Consider the following 16,578-nt stretch of genomic DNA (forward strand, 5'->3'; position numbering starts at 1 on the left):
ATCGTTGTTAACCCTCAATCATTAATGAGTAAACTCTTAAGTGACAAACCGTTACGGCATAAGTTTTGGTAATTGCTCAAATATTCGTATAATAGCTTTCTGACTCCTTAACTTTGATTCTACTCTTTATGCCTATTACTGCTTTGACTGACGCGTTTGACCCTATTAACCAGCAGTTGTTTCCTATCCAAAATGCCGAGCGGCGTTGGCTAGCGCCTGTCCATGGTGCGGTCAGCAGTTTATGGTTGGCAAGCTTGGTGCAAACGCCTATGTGGAATGTTGCCGAGCGCCTAAAAGTTGTGGTGGCACGTGACCAGAACCAACTCAATCAAATAGAGACTGAGCTGGCATTTTGCGGAGTCGATGCTTACGTATTCCCTGACTGGGAAACGCTAACCTATGATGAGCTATCTCCGCATCAAGACATCGTTAGCGAACGCATTAATCTGTTGACGGATATGCCAAAAACGGGCGTGCTACTTATTTCAATACAAGCGCTCATGCATCGCGTCGCACCGCCAAGCTGGTTGATTGGACAGCATTTTGATTTGAGTGTCGGCGATCGTTTTGATATCAATACCCAGCGAGGGCTATTGGCAAAAGCAGGTTATCGCGCGGTTGAAAATGTCTTTGAACCAGGTGAGTTTGCAGTACGTGGCAGTATCATTGATATTTTTGCCATGGGTCAGCCTTTTCCGCTACGTTTAGACTTGTTCGATGATGAAATCGAAACGATTCGCTTTTTTCATCCTCAAACGCAGCGTACATTGACTGCCGATGATTTGAAGGCGATGTTAACAGGCAATGATACCAGTATGGCAAAAGAGTCATTGTCACTACTGCACAAAATGCCAGATATCTCTAAACCTATTGACCAATTTCAAATCTTGCCCGCAAAAGAATTCCCGCTCGATGAAGGGCGTGAGACGTTTCGCACGAACTTTGCTGCAATGTTCCCTAATACCAGTAGCCGCAAGTCTGAGCTGCACAAAGACGTAATGGCAGGAATTGCAAGTAGTGGATTAGAGTATTATCAGCCGCTATTTTTTAACTTAAAAGATTGGGAGGCAGAGAGTAGCTTATTTTCCTATTTACCAAGCGATGCGTTGTTTATCACCGATGAATTAATCAATGAAAAACAAGCTGATTACTGGTCACAAATTCAGCGCCGCTACGAAGAGCGTCGCCATGATATTGATAAGCCTATCGTAGCGCCAGCAATGCTGTATCTATTATCTAACGCGCTTAACGAGCAGTTAAACCAGTATCCACGAGTAATATTAAGTGCTCGTGATGAACTGGCTATGATGAATGATGTGGCAGCGCTAGAAGGTCAAGATTCCTCTCAGCCGCAACTCTCACTAACGCCTACTAAACAACAAGGACTGGTGACATTAAGTGCTCAAGAGCCGCCACAATTAGCAGTCAATCATCAAAAGTCTGAACCATTATCAGAATTGCTCGACTTCTTGGATACGCAATCGAAGACTACAACACCCGTATTAATCGTTGCAGAAACCGCAGGCCGTCGTGAGATTCTAATCGAACTGTTCAAAGGCAAGATTGATATCAAGGCGTATGATAGCTTTGAGGCATTTTTAGCCGCAGATAAAACCAGCGCTATTGATAACAGTCATCTACCACATGTCGGTCTGACCGTAGCGCCAATTGAGCGCGGTGTCTATGTGCCTGAGCGCTTGGTGATGATTAGTGAGACGCAGCTGTTTGGTCGTCAAGTTTTACAGACACGCCGTCGTCGCCAAAGCGGGGTATCAGAAGAATTCTTGGTTAAGAGCGTCACTGAAATAACAGATGGTAGTCCAGTAGTGCATATCGAGCATGGTATCGGTCGTTATAATGGCTTGATTACCTTAGATGTGGGCGATGGTGAGCAAGAGTTTATCCATTTAAAATATTCTGATGACGCTAGTATCTATGTGCCAGTTGCCAATTTGCAAATGATTAGTCGCTATAGTGGCGGTGATCCAGCGTTAGCCCCGTTACATAAGATTGGTAGTGGTAAATGGGATCGAGCCAAGCAAAAAGCATTAGAGCAGATTCATGACGTCGCTGCTGAATTGCTCAATATGCAGGCAAGACGTGAGGCCAAAGTTGGAATTCATTTCAAGATAGACCCATCGCAGTATGAGCTATTTGCCAGTCAGTTTGCCTTTGAAGAAACCGCCGACCAAGCCAATGCCATTCATGCCGTAATGGAAGACATGAGACAAAACCAACCGATGGATCGTCTTATTTGTGGCGATGTTGGTTTTGGTAAAACAGAAGTTGCGATGCGAGCCGCCTTTATTGCCGTTAGTGCTGGTTATCAGGTTGCCGTACTGGTGCCTACCACATTACTTGCCGGTCAGCATGAAGACAATTTCCGCGATCGTTTTGCCGACTGGCCAGTCCGTATCGAGAGCTTATCGCGCTTTGGTGGCAAAAAACATCAAGAGATGGTATTGGCTGATTTGGCCGCTGGTAAAGTGGACATTGTCATTGGTACTCATAAACTGCTACAACCGGATGTGAAATTTGCCAACCTTGGCCTGATGATTGTTGATGAAGAGCATCGCTTTGGAGTACGTCATAAAGAGCGTATCAAGGCCATTCAGACAGATGTGGATAGCATGTCTATGACGGCGACTCCGATCCCTAGAACGCTTAATATGGCGCTCTCAGGTATGCGCGATATGTCGATTATCGCCACGCCACCTGCTCGTCGTCTTGCCATCAAAACCTTTGTAATGCAAAAGACAGAAGCCCTGATGAAAGAAGCCATATTGCGTGAGCTGTTACGTGGTGGGCAGGTCTATCTGCTACATAATGATGTTGCCAGTATTGAGCGTATGGCAGAAACCATTCGTGACCTAGTGCCAGAAGCACGAGTAGGAGTAGCTCATGGGCAAATGCAAGAGCGCCAACTTGAGCAGATCATGCAGCAGTTCTATCATAAAAAATTCAACGTGTTGGTTTGCTCTACCATTATCGAGACAGGTATTGATGTGCCCAATGCCAATACGATCATCATTGAGCGTGCGGATAAGTTTGGTCTTGCGCAATTACATCAGCTGCGCGGCCGAGTAGGACGTAGTCATCATCAAGCGTATTGCTACTTACTAGTGCCTTCCCTTAAAGGCCTCAAAGGCGATGCCAAGCGCCGTTTGCATGCGATTGAACGCGCCAATACGTTAGGTGCAGGTTTTATGCTAGCAAGTGAAGATTTAGAGATTCGCGGCGCAGGTGAGATATTGGGTAAGCAGCAAAGTGGTAATATGCAGGCGATTGGTTTTAGCTTATATATGGATATGCTTGAGCGTGCGACTAAAGCCATTAAAGCTGGCAAGGAGCCTGATTTAAATACACCATTGTCGTTGACCAGTGAGATTAATCTACATAGCTCTGCTCTCATTCCAGAAGAGTATCTACATGACGTGCATCAGCGCTTATTGTTCTATAAGCGTATTAGTAATACCGATGATAAAGAGGCATTGACGGATATTCGTACGGAAATGATTGACCGTTTCGGGGCACTTCCAGATCAAACCAAGCAGCTATTCGCCATTCATGGGTTACGTTTACAAGCAGAGCCGCTTAAGATTAACAAAATTGATGCCAACAGTAGTAGTATGACGCTGGAATTTGCGCCAGATACTCCAGTTGATGCGTTAGCGATTATTAAATTGATCCAATCAAATGGTCAGCATTATCGTATGAATGGCGCATCTGGTATCCGTTACCAAAATAGCGATAAACTGGCTACACCGCAACAGCGTGTGACGGTCATACAAGAGCTGCTGCGCTATTTTAGTGAGCATATGGTGACAGAGCCTGCTTAGTACATAGTTGGCTGTCAAGCAGGCTAGGTAGTTAATCTAAGCCAATAAATTATGGTGCTATTTTATCAACCCGATAACTGATAAAATAGCCAAACTAACTTTTTAACCTTCTATATTTTATTTGCATTAAACAACAAGAGAACCGTCATTATGTTCCAACTTCATCATAAACTTGCTGCTGATAGTTTTTTAGTGGGGGATTTTCCATTATCCACTTGTCGTTTAATCAATGACTGCCAATTTCCTTGGCTGATATTGGTGCCACGTGTATCTGGCATCAAAGAGTTATATGAGCTGTCTGAGGCAGATCAAACACAGTTTTTACGAGAGTCCAGCTGGTTATCGAGTCAGTTAGCTAAAACCTTTCAAGCTGATAAAATGAATGTGGCCGCTCTTGGTAATCAAGTGCCACAACTTCACTTTCATCATATTGTCCGTTATCAAAATGATATGCAATGGCCAAACCCAGTATGGGGTGTGCCAGCTGTGCCATATACTAAAGAAGTATTGGCGCAAATGCAGCAAACATTGATGATGGCATTACGTGGTCATCACCAAATGCCGTTTGACTGGCAAATGTAATTATCATTCTATCCTGCATTTAATAAGAATAGCTTGAACCTAAATTCTATATGCAAAAAGGGAGGCCAGATACTTAAATGTATCTGGCCTCTCTTTTTATTTAAATTTTAATAAAAACTGTAAAATAGCGAACAAACTAGACAAAAGGTCGTCTTTTAGTCATCAGTAACCTTGTTTTACCTTATTTCGAAAGTATAATATATTATTAGATATATCTTATGATAAATCGTCATAAGGGCAAATGATGCACGTGTGCTATATCCTTGTCTCTCATATCGCTCGAAACATTTAAGTGAACTTCTATATGTTCTTTTCAGAGACACTAAAATCAAGGTCGCCGCTGAAAGATGCTGGAGTTTGTCGTTTCGATTATCCAGAAGTGTTCGTGTTAATACTGACGGTTGTTTTGCGTGCTATATACTACGACTTCCGCTCTATCTCAATGGCACTATTGGTTATTATTACATTGCCAAGCCTCATGATCCTGATATACAACTACCGACGCCAGACCAGCTTTTGGACGTCTAACATCGTTATTATTCTATTATCGGTTGTCATCGGCTCACTACAATGCTGTACGGTCATATCAATCAGTTTGGCTGCTTTGATTGGTGTACGTATCATTCTTAGCAGACCTGAGAATCACCTCAGACTGTTATCCGTATCCGCCGTGACGATCATTGTATTTTACTATGTCAGCACAGTCTTAAATGCGAATAGTATGGACTTTGATGATGGTCTATTACCATTGATAGTAATGGTGGCAAGTTTAGGCGTTATTTTGTACCAGTTCTGGCGTATCTATCAGCAACATATTACTTTTAAAGCACGTGCCCATCAGGCTAGTGGACGCCTAAACACAATGGTATCAGTGATCAATAAGCTTACCCGTTTTGTACCACCACAAATTTGGGAGCCTATTGTCAAATCGGATAGCCCTGTTAGGGTTTCTAATAAACGCGCAAAAATAACTATCATGTTTTCAGATATTGTTGGCTTTACCGAACTGTCTGATAGTCTAAGCTCTGACAACTTGTCAGACATTCTCAATACTTATATGCATTGCATGACGTCAATCGCTGATAAGCATGGTGCAGTGCTTGATAAGTTTATTGGTGATGGCATGGTATGTTTTTTTGGTGAACCGAATAGCCGCGGCTCGCGTCAAGATGCACTAGATTGTGTGGCGATGGCAATTGATATGCGCCGAGAAATGCGCACTTTACGTCAAAAATGGCGGCTAATGGGGTTTGAAGGCTTATATATACGTGTTGGTATCACCACTGGCTACTGTCACGTTGGTAATTTTGGTAGTAATAGTCGATTAAGCTATACAATTATTGGTAAAGAAGCCAACCTAGCTTCTAGGCTTGAGTCCTGTGCGGGCAAAGATCAGATATTGGTCAGTGAAAGCACTTACGATTATATTTGCCATAATTATGAATGCGAACACGTTGCCGCATTTTGCTTGAAAGGTATTGATGAAAAGATCGATGCATGGCAAGTACTTGACCCTAGTGCCAGTACAGGTCATCTGTCTAAATGGGTTGACCACACATTGCCTGGTTTCAATTTGCATTTGAATTTCAAGGATATGAAAGACAATGATTATCAAGATATTAGAGCTCGTTTGAATTTTGCGCTAGAACGCATCGAGCAAGAGGAAGAAAAAGTAGTAAAGGACATAGCAGCAGAAAGTAAGCGTGAGGATGCTAATCGCAAATAAGCTTTTCAAGTTTGATATCTCAAAAGCATATATAGAAAAAGGCCAGCTATCACATAGCTGGCCTTTTTTAATCTTAACTAGAAAGTATCTTCAGTGTTTAATGATTTTCTTTAGCGTGATTAAGGGTATATTTAGGGACTTCGATGGTCAAGTCTTCATCATCAAGCATGACCTGACAAGATAAACGTGAGTCAGGCTCTAAGCCCCAAGCACGATCAAGTAGATCCGCTTCGATATCATCCATCTCATCCAAACTGTTGAAACCTTTACGTACTACAACATGACATGTGGTACAAGCTTTTGACATCTCACAGGCATGCTCGATTTTAATACCTTTTTCTAACAGTGCTTTGCATAAGTTTTCACCAGCTTGTAGCTCAACTTCTGCGCCTTCAGGGCAAATTTCGTGATGGGGTAGTACGGTAACTTTTGGCATAAATTATCTGTCCGATGCTAATCAATTTAAAAAATATTAGAAGTTAGCTTAACGTGTTAGCTAAGCGATATATGTCGATGTATTTATTACCAGTCTTTGGCACTAGTACCGGCCATACTGGTCTTGACGCTCTGATTCATAATACGTGCAGCAAAGGCATCACTATGTGGCTTAAGCTGTGCTTGTTGCGTTTCAATAAGCGCTAAATCATTAGTGCTAAGAGAGTTACGTAACGCTTGTATATGCTCTGCTAGTGAATGTTGTTCTTCAATAGAAAGCAACGCCGCAAATTCGTTAAGTGCCGACTCTAGGGCAAGTACTTCACGTTCCGCTTCTACTTTTGTCTCAATTAAAGAACGCGCATTTTTGTCTTCTTCTGCGTGTTTAAACCCTGCAACAAGTAACTGTTCTTTTTGCTCATCTGATAGACCATAAGAAGGCACAATCTCGATTTTGCTTTCTGTTTTGGTCGTAGTTTCTTGCGCACTGACAGTAAGCTGACCATTAGCGTCGATGCTAAAGGTGACTTCGATACGAGCAAACCCAGCTTTCATTGGCGGGATGCCATACAGCTCAAAACGTCCAAGAGAACGACAGTTTTCTACTGTTTCGCGCTCACCTTGCACCACATGAATCACCATGCCTGTTTGACCATCTTGATAAGTGGTAAACACTTGACGTTTCTTCACAGGAATAGGCGTATTGCGTGGGATAAGTACTTCGACCAAACCGCCCATGGTCTCAAGACCTAATGATAATGGCGTTATGTCCAATAACAATAAATTGTTGTCACTATCACCATTGACCAGTTGATGAGCAGTCTGAGCAGCACCTAATGCAACCACCTCATCTGGATTCAGACGGCAAAGTGGCTGCTTAGCAAAAAATTCAGTCACAACTTGCTGTACTGCAGGCATACGAGTCGAGCCGCCCACTAAAATAACTTCGTCTAGATCTGTAGTAGACAGCTTGGCATCGCGTAGGACTTGTTCACATACGCTTAGCGTACGGCGACTAACAGGCTCTACGATAGTTAGTACATCTGTACGGCTTAATACGCCTTGATAAGATTGACCATTGACAGTGACACTGATATCTACTTGCTCAGCATCAGTCAATGCTTGCTTATAAGCTTTGGCTTGTTGAGCTAGTATTGATTTGTCATGCAGGCTTACGTCTTTTGGATCGATATTTAATTGTTTAATAATCCAATTAGTAATAAGACGATCGATATCATCGCCGCCTAGTGCGCTATTACCACCAGTTGCCAATACTTCAAAAACACCGTCGGTAAGTTTTAAGATAGAGACGTCAAAAGTACCACCGCCCAAATCATAGATTAAGTAATAGCTTTCTTTTTGACTGTCTTCTGATGATTGGTCAAGCCCATAAGCGACTGCCGCCGCTGTTGGTTCATTCAACAAGCGAAGTACATTGATACCCGCTGCTTGAGCGGCATCTTTGGTTGCTTGACGCTGTGCTTCATCAAAATAAGCGGGAACCGTAATCACGGCACCTTCAATGCTATCTGCAGGTAGGGCACTCGCTGCACGTTGCTCAAGAGAGGCTAAGATACGCGCCGATACTGCAACAGGAGAAACCTCACCTTGAGCAGTTACGAAGGCGGGCATATCGTCTTTGTTACCAGACAGCTCATAAGGATGAGAGAATTTGATATCAGCTTGACTACGACCCATAAAACGCTTAGCCGAGACGATCGTATTTTTTGGATCATCCGCTAGATGGGCTAGGGCATCATAGCCGACCAATGGCGTACCAGTCGCTGGATAATAAACTACAGACGGTAATAATGTATCTGTCGCTGCGCCTGCCTCTAAGACTTGTGCCTTACCTGAACGCACTACCGCAACCAATGAGCGTGTAGTACCAAGGTCGATGCCCAAGCCAAATTTATGTTGGTGAGGTTGAGCGCTTTGATTGGGTTCAGCAATTTGCATTAAAGACATAAGAATAACTCAGAGATAAAATGAATAAGTGAAATGGAGCAAATATAGCATATGCAGTAAGAGAGCTTAACGTCGGTAATCTCATTCCATAAAAAGGATAGATTCTGACTGTTTGATGCGCTTAGACTCAAAGATTATACGGTATCACGGTCACCATTTTAACCAAATATATAGAATTTAGCTTGTTAGTGAAAGCCATAACCACACATGTTTAAACGTATAAGTCATCGTCATCTGAATGCGATGAATTTGCAACGTCATCAAGCCCCGTCGTCACATCAGCATTTAGCTTAACTAAAAATTTTAGTTTCTGTGTCGCATCAATCGCTGTTTGCCAATCTTGATTTTGATAAGCGTTGCTAAAGCGTTCAGATTGATTTGCTAGACGATTTGTAATTTGAGGATGTAATTGCTGCAAGGCTACAAGATCTTTGTCTTCGATAGCATCATCTAGATCCATACGCATCTGCATCGCATCTTCCAAAAAGTCTAAATCTGCGATTGAGTGCTCTATGTTTTGTGCTTGATCCGCCATGTCTAATAAATAACCAGCACGGCTATCAGGAGCGCTTAGTGTTTGATACGCTTGATTGATTAAAGCCGATGCTTTTTCAGACTGCAATTGTGCTTGAACCATATCGATCTGATTTTTGGCAATATTATCAGGATGATAGCGTTTTTGCAGCAAGCGCAAACGTTGTTCTAGACTGTTTTGATTGATTTCAAATTGTACAGGCTGCTCAAATAGGGCAAAGAAGTTATCAAACTGTGGTTCTGAAGTAATATCTGTCATAATCTGATGCCTTGCTTTTTTATTTATTTTTGAAGTCATGACCTAGCTAAGAATACTGAATCGCTTGGCTGCTCAACTACATTAACCTTTCTTCATGGCTATAGCAGAGATACTGCACTATTCTTATGAAAGCTTGGTGAAGCATAAATCTATCAGTTTTCAGCCATTGAACAATTAAACTGTAAACGACTCACCGCAACCACATTCACCTTTTTGGTTAGGATTGGTGAATTTGAAGCCTTCGTTTAAGCCTTCTTTTTCGTAATCCATCAACAAGCCGTCTAAATATACGAGGCTTTTAGGATCAATAAAGATGCTAACACCGCGACTTTCATAACGCGTGTCGTTTTCATCAGGGGTATCTACAAACTCTAAAACGTAAGCCAAGCCCGAGCAACCCGCCGTACGGATACCAACTCGAATGCCTTCGCCTTTGCCGCGATTGTCCAAAAAGTCTCGAACATGCTGAGCGGCGCGTTCTGTCATTTCAATCATACCAACTCCCATTGACTATTAATCATAAATATCAATAAAAAAATCTAGATAAACTGACAACCAGAATTACAAGATTGCCAAAACAATAGGCTTGCGACTATTAGAAAACAAAAGGTGACAATTACATAAGTGTCATTGTCACCTCTTTAGCGTCAGTAGCGATTACACATTGCTACTTTAGCGTTGCTAGTACAACGTAGCGCATACGCTAGCAGGCTTAGCCTAGCTTAACTTAGATCGCAGCTTCTTCTGCTGGAGCTGCTACGCCATGCTTACCTTTATAGTCGCTAATAGCGGCTTTAATAGCGTCTTCTGCAAGTACAGAGCAATGCACTTTTACTGGTGGTAATGCTAGCTCTTGAGCGATATCGTTGTTTTTGATTTCGCCAGCTTGATCCAAGCTTTTGCCTTTTAGCCACTCAGTAACAAGCGAGCTTGAAGCAATCGCTGAACCGCAGCCATAAGTCTTGAAACGTGCATCTTCGATAATGCCATTATCGTCGACTTGGATTTGTAGACGCATTACATCGCCACATGCTGGGGCACCGACCATACCGGTACCAACGTTCTTGGCGTTTTTATCAAGATTACCAACGTTGCGTGGGTTTTCGTAATGATCAATAACTTGGTCACTATAGGCCATGGGGTTTTCTCCTAGTTAGATGATGAGTAGTCGTTTATCGACTTTAAATGTCTCACTACTCATCGATAATTGGGGTCAAACGCTTAATTTAATTGTCTGATCAATTGTTTAATAAATATATATATTGCTAGCTATACTAAAAATCTATATTAGAAATTAATGCTCAGCCCACTCGACTGAGTTTAGATCAACACCTTCTTGGTACATATCCCAAAGTGGTGATAGAGCACGTAGTTTATCAACAGCTTCATGCATCTGTTTGATAACGGTATCGATATCTTCTTCAGTAGTATAACGGCCGAAGCTAAAGCGGATTGAGCTATGTGCCAATTCATCTGGACGACCAATAGCTCGTAGTACATACGATGGCTCAAGCGTCGCTGAGGTACAGGCTGAACCTGATGATACCGCTAAGTCTTTAAGTGACATCATCAATGACTCGCCTTCAACGAAGTTAAAGCTGATGTTTACAATGTTTGGTACGCTATTCTCAAGATCACCATTTAAGTAAATCTCTTCGATATCTTGTAGACCATCCCAAAGTTTTCGACGTAGTTTGGCTGCATGTGCATGGTCAGCTTCATAGCTTTCATTAGCCAAAGCAAATGCGGCGCCTAGACCAACGATCTGATGCGTTGGTAGTGTACCTGAACGCATACCGCGCTCATGACCACCGCCGTGTTGTTCAGCTTTCAAGCGAATACGTGGCTTACGACGAACAAACAATGCGCCGATACCTTTAGGGCCGTATGCTTTATGACCTGAGAAGCTCATCAAATCAATTTTCATTTCTTCAAGATTGATTTTTACTTTGCCAACAGACTGAGCGCCATCAACATGGAAAACTACGCCAGCTTCGCGAGTGATTTCACCAATCGCTGCAACATCAGTAATAGTACCAAGCTCATTGTTCACCATCATAAGTGATACTAAAATCGTATCATCACGCAGTGCTTCTTTTACTTGCTCTGGCAGGATAAGACCTGTGCTTGGCTGTGGCTCAAGATACGTAATCTCAAAACCTTCTTGCTCAAGCTCACGGCAGGTATCTAATACAGCTTTGTGCTCAATTTTACTGGTAATGATATGTTTGCCACGAGACTGATAAAAATGTGCCGCACCTTTAATGGCTAGGTTGTCAGACTCAGTCGCACCAGAAGTAAAGACGATTTCGCGTGGATCAGCGTTGATAACTTCAGCAACTTGACCGCGAGCAGTTTCTACTGCTTCTTCCGCTTGCCAGCCGTAACCATGTGAACGTGAAGCTGGGTTACCAAAGACACCATCTACAGTCAAATACTCGCTCATTTTAGCAGCTACTGATTTAGCAACTGGGGTAGTGGCGGCATAATCTAAGTATATAAGGTTGTTATGTTGGCTCATGCTGGGTTTGCCTCGCTGTTCGATAGAGTAATAGTATTAATGTCTTTTATGGAAATATCTTTTGTAGAGATGTGCTGACGCTCTGAGACTGACTGCACGTTTTCCATATCTAATAATTGCGCTAATGTTATATTTTTCAAGTACTGTTCGATATGATTCGACAGTGCACACCACAGATCGTGAGTTAGGCACATTGTACCACCTTGACAGTCACCGCGTCCTTCACACTGCATCGCGTTTACTGACTCATCAACCGCAGATATGATGCTCATCACATCTATCTCATTCAATGGTTTAGCTAGGTGGTAACCACCTGCAGCACCGCGAATACTCGTGACAAGGCCGCGTTTACGAAGCTTAGAAAATAACTGTTCAAGATACGAGATTGAAATCGATTGCCGTTTGGCGATATCGGATAATGATACAGCACTGTCTTGTTGGCTGGTCTGTAATGCCAAATCTAATAATGCGGTAACAGCGTATCTGCCCCGAGTAGTCAAACGCATGTGTTATCTCCAAACTTGATGTCATTTATGTTTAACAACGATCTTAGCCAAAAGTCTTAATAAGTACTCATAAGATAAAAAGAGCAACCAATCATACGTCAGCTAAGTTTTGTCTTATCGTTATTGAACAACAGATGATTAACCCGATGTGTGCAACGATTAAGGTAATTATACTTAATCCCGAGTAATTTAGTCAAGATTAAAGTGTGGTTCAATGGTTAATCAAGCTTATTGCTGTAATTGATAAAAACAATGATGTTTAGAAGAGAGATATGAGTGAGATATAAGCAGCTTAATTTATTTGGTACAGATATATTTGATTAAGTAAAAAATAAGCGTTCAATATCTGTAGAAGACATTGAACGCTTATTTATAAGTAATTCAGCGAACCAAAACTAATTCATCAATAGTGCGATAACTGAACCGATCATAATGACGAGGGCGACAACACTGACAATCATCAACATTTTTTGCTTGCTCTGAAGCTCTCTCACGGTTGTTTCAAGTTCACGGTTTTTAATGGTCAAGGTATTAATCTGTGTTTGCTGTTCTTTAATACGAAGTTTGTAGTTGTTCTTTTTTTCTTCCAAGTCAGCTTCGGTAGGTTTGGTTTTAGTCTTACCACCCTTTATCTTTTTGATCAGCCCCTGAATCAAGCTGCCAAGCCCAAGTTGCATAATAAACTGTTTGACCAGTTGTACTTGAATCGACTCACCGCGCATCTGTAGCTTTTCGGTGGTTTCGCTATCATGAGTGGTGATGGCGTTGATAACTTGAATGCTGTAGGCATTGATAACCACGTCAGGCTCACTACGACCAATCGGCAGCTGGGCATCTAGTAACACGCCCTTGGTACTAAAGGTGGCAAATACTTCTACATGTGGTAAATACAGGCGAAGTGCTACTACAGTGCCTTGCTTGGCAAGCGGATAAGCGGCCTTACGCAATTCAGGATCCAAACGTAACAATAATGTCAGCGCCGACTCGATAAATACTAAAATGATATTAAGAAAAGAGTGAGACAACGTAGAACGCTTCATGTAAGTAATCCGTTTTTTATTTAGCAAGTTTTAGATATTGAGCAAACAGAAGTCTGTATTTGCCCAAAACTTGCAGTGATATTTTGCTTATAGTAACGTCTTTATAATAAAAAGTAACGCTAGTTTCTGTAGTGGCTAAACTATTACATTACAATTTAGCCGTCAATAAAGACACTCTTATTTATGACCAGTAATATACAAACTTAATGTATAGCAATGCACAGACGGCAATTGACAAATCTTTCAAAGCGTAGAAAATAGGAAAGCCAATCGTCTCAGTTATACAGAGCCACTTATATATAAATTCCTAACGCTTTGCGTAACATTAGGTGTCAAACACGTAGTGTAGAGCACAAAAATATGTAAAATCGCTTGCGCTCCTTATGCTGCCTTGATATAAAGACGATAACAAAGAAGAACCTGTTAATGCGCCAGTTAGGTAGTTTTTATTGCGTAAGCACCATGAGAGCGTTACAATACTTGGCGTGAGCATTTATTACCCCCTTAAACTTGAAGGAAATTTTATGAATAAGTCAGAATTAATTGATAGCATCGCAGACAAAAGTGGTCTAAATAAAACCCAAGCTGGTGATGCACTAAACGCTGTTATGGAAAGTGTTGGCGAAGCGCTAGAAGCTGGCGATAGCATTTCATTAGTTGGCTTTGGCACTTTCAGTGTAAAAGATCGCAAAGCACGCACTGGTCGCAACCCTAAGACTGGCGAAGAGCTAAGCATTCCAGCAAGCAAAGTACCAAGCTTCAAAGCTGGTAAAAACTTAAAAGAGCGCTTGAACTAAGCCGATTTTTTAAGCATAAAATGATAGTCGGTGGTCCATAGCTGAGGTAATAAGCTAACCATCGAAGAGAGCACCTAATATTTAGGTGCTTTTTTTATCGCTATAGTTTGTATCATGCGTCGTGAATATTTTGAGTCTGCATGAAAAATCACGTATCATAGGGCGCGCGATAGGTGTGTCATTTAAGTCAGATTTCTTTAGTAAATTTCGTTTTTTACTATAAAATGCATACGCTCTTACTCTTACCATTGCGAGCTTAGATAGCACTGATATTGGCAGGTTGCACTTAACAGCTCCTAACAGTATTACAATGGTTTTTCATCAATATAGGTTAATAAAGCAGAGATAACTATGGATAAATTGCGCGATTTCTTAAAAAGCTGGCCAGGTCGCATTTTATTGATTTTATGCCTATCGCCGCTCGCTCTCTTGGGTGTCGAAAGCTATTTTGGCGGCAACGTCGATCCCAACCAGATTGCGCAGGTAGGTGAGGCAAGCGTAGGACTGTCCGAGTATCAAACTGCTGTTAATAGCCGTCGTTCTGAAGTACTAGAGCAAGTTGAAGATGCCAGCCTATTGAATGAAGATGTGCTTCATGAGCAAGTGTTAAAGGGTCTAATCGACCGTACGTTGTTAGAGCAGCAAGCAGGCAAGCTTGGTATGACAGTGTCTGACGACACGATCAATCGTCTGCTGCGTCAAGAAGAAATATTCCAAGATGCAGAGGGTAACTTTTCAAACGATCAGTTCTCAAACTTCTTGCGTCAGCGCGGCATGACCAAAAACCAGCTATTTGCAGAATTTCGCAATCAGTTAAGCTTGGATCAATTAAATGCCAGTATCGTTGGTACGGCCGTTTATCCTATGCAAGCGGTCAGTCAATTGATTGACTTGCAACTTGAGTCGCGCAACGTTTGGGTACATCGCTTTAATTGGCAAGATTATGCTGACAAAGTTAAGCTTAGCAAAGCAGACATTCAATCCTATTATGATGCCAACAAAGACACATTGAAAAGTGCAGCGATGGTTGACTTGGCGTATATCCAGCTCAGCCCGCAAGCTATCAAGGTTGATGAGGTAACCACAGAAGAGTTGCAGCAGCAGTATGAAGCATATAAGCAGAGCATTTCGGCTACTGATGAGCGTAAAGTCAGTCAGATTCTGTTTACTGGTAAAGATGCCAAGACAAGAGCCGATAAAGTGAAAGCACGTCTGAATAAAGGTGAAGCGTTTGCTGCGCTTGCTAAAGCAGAGTCGGACGATCCATCAGGTGAAACAGGTGGTGATATCGGACGCTTTAATCCGTCAGTGTTTGGAAGTGATGCAGATACTGTACAAGAGGCACTAGAAGGGTTGAGCGTTGGTGATGTGACTGCGCCTATCAAGACTAGCTTTGGTTATCAGATATTTACGGTTACTGAAGACAATGGCAAAAAAATTCCAAGCCTAGACAGTATGCGTGATGAGCTGACTGCGAAAGCAAAAGAGTATAAACGTCAGGAAATCTATGCTGATAAAGTAACGTCAATCAATGATTTGGCGGCAGATGGTTTCAGTATCGAAGATATTGCACAGCAAGAAAACGTCAGTTTAAAGCGTATCAAAGATTATCGTAAAGTGAATAACAAGTCTGCACTGCCGCAACCAGCAGTCGTTAAACAGGCCTTTGATGAGTTTACTATTCAAGATCAAGCGGTAACGGCGGGCGTAGAAGTTGGTAACGGTACCGTATGGCTACAGCCAAGCAATTATCGTCCTACTAAGACGCTTGCTCTAGCAAATGCAACCCCAAGAATCACTCAAATACTTCGTCAGCAGAAAGCGACAGCATTAGCTTTAAAAGACGCTAAAGCATTGGCTGCTGGTATCAAGACGCCAGCTGATATTAGTAAGCAGTCGGTAAGCTTCCAAGCACTGGGTGAGATTAACCGTCAAACGACGCAGCTAACGGACAAAGAGCGTGGATTGGCATTTAGTCAGCAAGCCGCTGATAATGGTGTCGTTGCGATTGTTAGTGAGACTGAGATGGGTGCAACGCTACTGGTTGGAGACCGTATTAAAACTGAGCAGCAGTCACCACTGTCTGATATGCAAAGAGCGCAAACAGCCAGTATTATCCGTGACAATTTAGGCCAAGACCAGTTGCAAGACTATTTGGACTATCTACGTATGGTGTATACGGTTGAGATTAATGAAAGCAACATGGCAAATGCGCAAGGACGCTAAGTATTTGTTAGATTATTATTCTTATTCTTATTTTTAGACGTAAAAAAGCCACTGTATCGATTGATACAGTGGCTTTTTTTGAGTGATACTTTAACGATAATTATCACAAATATTATATAGACTGAAAATTAGTCGCAGTAATAAA

13 protein-coding genes are annotated in these 16,578 nt (G+C 42.1%); 5 read left to right on the forward strand and 8 right to left on the reverse strand.

What is annotated here, in order from left to right:
• The first annotated feature begins 128 nt into the window (after nucleotides 1–128).
• From mfd to HCZ91_RS06535, 3 genes are all read left to right on the forward strand, one after another.
• A complete protein-coding gene (gene mfd, locus HCZ91_RS06525) occupies nucleotides 129–3,839 on the forward strand; it encodes a transcription-repair coupling factor (protein WP_179798749.1) in 3,711 nt (1,236 codons plus the stop codon).
• A 150-nt stretch (nucleotides 3,840–3,989) separates the two neighbouring features.
• Nucleotides 3,990–4,421: an HIT family protein gene (locus tag HCZ91_RS06530; RefSeq protein ID WP_057759208.1), complete on the forward strand. Its 432-nt coding sequence runs from the start codon at nucleotides 3,990–3,992 to the stop codon at nucleotides 4,419–4,421.
• A 304-nt stretch (nucleotides 4,422–4,725) separates the two neighbouring features.
• Nucleotides 4,726–6,147 (forward strand): adenylate/guanylate cyclase domain-containing protein, encoded by a 1,422-nt coding sequence (locus HCZ91_RS06535; RefSeq protein ID WP_218870078.1) that lies wholly within the window; start codon nucleotides 4,726–4,728, stop codon nucleotides 6,145–6,147.
• 97 nt (nucleotides 6,148–6,244) lie between these two features.
• Here the strand turns inward: HCZ91_RS06535 and fdx are convergent, their stop codons facing one another.
• The 8 genes from fdx to HCZ91_RS06575 form a co-directional block, all read right to left on the reverse strand.
• Entirely contained in the window at nucleotides 6,245–6,583 is a 339-nt protein-coding gene (gene fdx / locus HCZ91_RS06540) for an ISC system 2Fe-2S type ferredoxin (protein ID WP_101206134.1), read from the reverse strand.
• A gap of 86 nt (nucleotides 6,584–6,669) precedes the next feature.
• The gene (gene hscA, locus HCZ91_RS06545) at nucleotides 6,670–8,550 is read right to left on the reverse strand and encodes a Fe-S protein assembly chaperone HscA (RefSeq protein WP_179798750.1); all 1,881 of its coding nucleotides are present in this window, start codon (nucleotides 8,548–8,550) and stop codon (nucleotides 6,670–6,672) included.
• 211 nt (nucleotides 8,551–8,761) lie between these two features.
• Complete coding sequence (hscB, locus tag HCZ91_RS06550) at nucleotides 8,762–9,343, reverse strand: Fe-S protein assembly co-chaperone HscB (protein WP_179798751.1); 582 nt, start codon at nucleotides 9,341–9,343, stop codon at nucleotides 8,762–8,764.
• Between the two features lie 174 nt (nucleotides 9,344–9,517).
• Nucleotides 9,518–9,838, reverse strand: coding sequence for an iron-sulfur cluster assembly protein IscA (gene iscA / locus HCZ91_RS06555; protein WP_021814983.1), 321 nt, complete (start codon nucleotides 9,836–9,838; stop codon nucleotides 9,518–9,520).
• A gap of 232 nt (nucleotides 9,839–10,070) precedes the next feature.
• Nucleotides 10,071–10,481, reverse strand: a complete 411-nt coding sequence (gene iscU / locus HCZ91_RS06560) for a Fe-S cluster assembly scaffold IscU (protein ID WP_057759218.1) — start codon at nucleotides 10,479–10,481, stop codon at nucleotides 10,071–10,073.
• A gap of 156 nt (nucleotides 10,482–10,637) precedes the next feature.
• Nucleotides 10,638–11,864 (reverse strand): IscS subfamily cysteine desulfurase, encoded by a 1,227-nt coding sequence (locus HCZ91_RS06565; RefSeq protein WP_179798752.1) that lies wholly within the window; start codon nucleotides 11,862–11,864, stop codon nucleotides 10,638–10,640.
• A complete protein-coding gene (locus HCZ91_RS06570; protein WP_165597994.1) occupies nucleotides 11,861–12,370 on the reverse strand; it encodes an Rrf2 family transcriptional regulator in 510 nt (169 codons plus the stop codon). The genes HCZ91_RS06565 and HCZ91_RS06570 overlap by 4 nt, the downstream gene beginning before the upstream one ends.
• Nucleotides 12,371–12,765: 395 nt before the next feature.
• Nucleotides 12,766–13,410, reverse strand: a complete 645-nt coding sequence (locus tag HCZ91_RS06575; protein ID WP_179798753.1) for a hypothetical protein — start codon at nucleotides 13,408–13,410, stop codon at nucleotides 12,766–12,768.
• Nucleotides 13,411–13,934: 524 nt separating this feature from the next.
• Between HCZ91_RS06575 and HCZ91_RS06580 the strand changes: the two genes are divergently transcribed.
• Together HCZ91_RS06580 and HCZ91_RS06585 are read left to right on the forward strand one after the other, a co-directional pair.
• Complete coding sequence (locus tag HCZ91_RS06580; RefSeq protein ID WP_045445077.1) at nucleotides 13,935–14,207, forward strand: HU family DNA-binding protein; 273 nt, start codon at nucleotides 13,935–13,937, stop codon at nucleotides 14,205–14,207.
• A gap of 351 nt (nucleotides 14,208–14,558) precedes the next feature.
• Nucleotides 14,559–16,433, forward strand: coding sequence for a SurA N-terminal domain-containing protein (locus HCZ91_RS06585; protein ID WP_179798754.1), 1,875 nt, complete (start codon nucleotides 14,559–14,561; stop codon nucleotides 16,431–16,433).
• The last annotated feature ends 145 nt before the right edge of the window (nucleotides 16,434–16,578 follow it).

This window comes from Psychrobacter sp. BI730, assembly GCF_013414195.1.
GTDB lineage: Bacteria > Pseudomonadota > Gammaproteobacteria > Pseudomonadales > Moraxellaceae > Psychrobacter.

Excerpts from the sequence above, each read along its gene's own strand:
- mfd (WP_179798749.1), top strand. The coding sequence starts at position 129 with ATGCCTATTACTGCTTTGACTGACGCGTTTGACCCTATTAACCAGCAG.
- HCZ91_RS06530 (WP_057759208.1), top strand. The coding sequence starts at position 3,990 with ATGTTCCAACTTCATCATAAACTTGCTGCTGATAGTTTTTTAGTGGGG.
- HCZ91_RS06535 (WP_218870078.1), top strand. The coding sequence starts at position 4,726 with ATGTTCTTTTCAGAGACACTAAAATCAAGGTCGCCGCTGAAAGATGCT.
- fdx (WP_101206134.1), bottom strand. The coding sequence starts at position 6,583 with ATGCCAAAAGTTACCGTACTACCCCATCACGAAATTTGCCCTGAAGGC.
- hscA (WP_179798750.1), bottom strand. The coding sequence starts at position 8,550 with ATGTCTTTAATGCAAATTGCTGAACCCAATCAAAGCGCTCAACCTCAC.
- hscB (WP_179798751.1), bottom strand. The coding sequence starts at position 9,343 with ATGACAGATATTACTTCAGAACCACAGTTTGATAACTTCTTTGCCCTA.
- iscA (WP_021814983.1), bottom strand. The coding sequence starts at position 9,838 with ATGATTGAAATGACAGAACGCGCCGCTCAGCATGTTCGAGACTTTTTG.
- iscU (WP_057759218.1), bottom strand. The coding sequence starts at position 10,481 with ATGGCCTATAGTGACCAAGTTATTGATCATTACGAAAACCCACGCAAC.
- HCZ91_RS06565 (WP_179798752.1), bottom strand. The coding sequence starts at position 11,864 with ATGAGCCAACATAACAACCTTATATACTTAGATTATGCCGCCACTACC.
- HCZ91_RS06570 (WP_165597994.1), bottom strand. The coding sequence starts at position 12,370 with ATGCGTTTGACTACTCGGGGCAGATACGCTGTTACCGCATTATTAGAT.
- HCZ91_RS06575 (WP_179798753.1), bottom strand. The coding sequence starts at position 13,410 with ATGAAGCGTTCTACGTTGTCTCACTCTTTTCTTAATATCATTTTAGTA.
- HCZ91_RS06580 (WP_045445077.1), top strand. The coding sequence starts at position 13,935 with ATGAATAAGTCAGAATTAATTGATAGCATCGCAGACAAAAGTGGTCTA.
- HCZ91_RS06585 (WP_179798754.1), top strand. The coding sequence starts at position 14,559 with ATGGATAAATTGCGCGATTTCTTAAAAAGCTGGCCAGGTCGCATTTTA.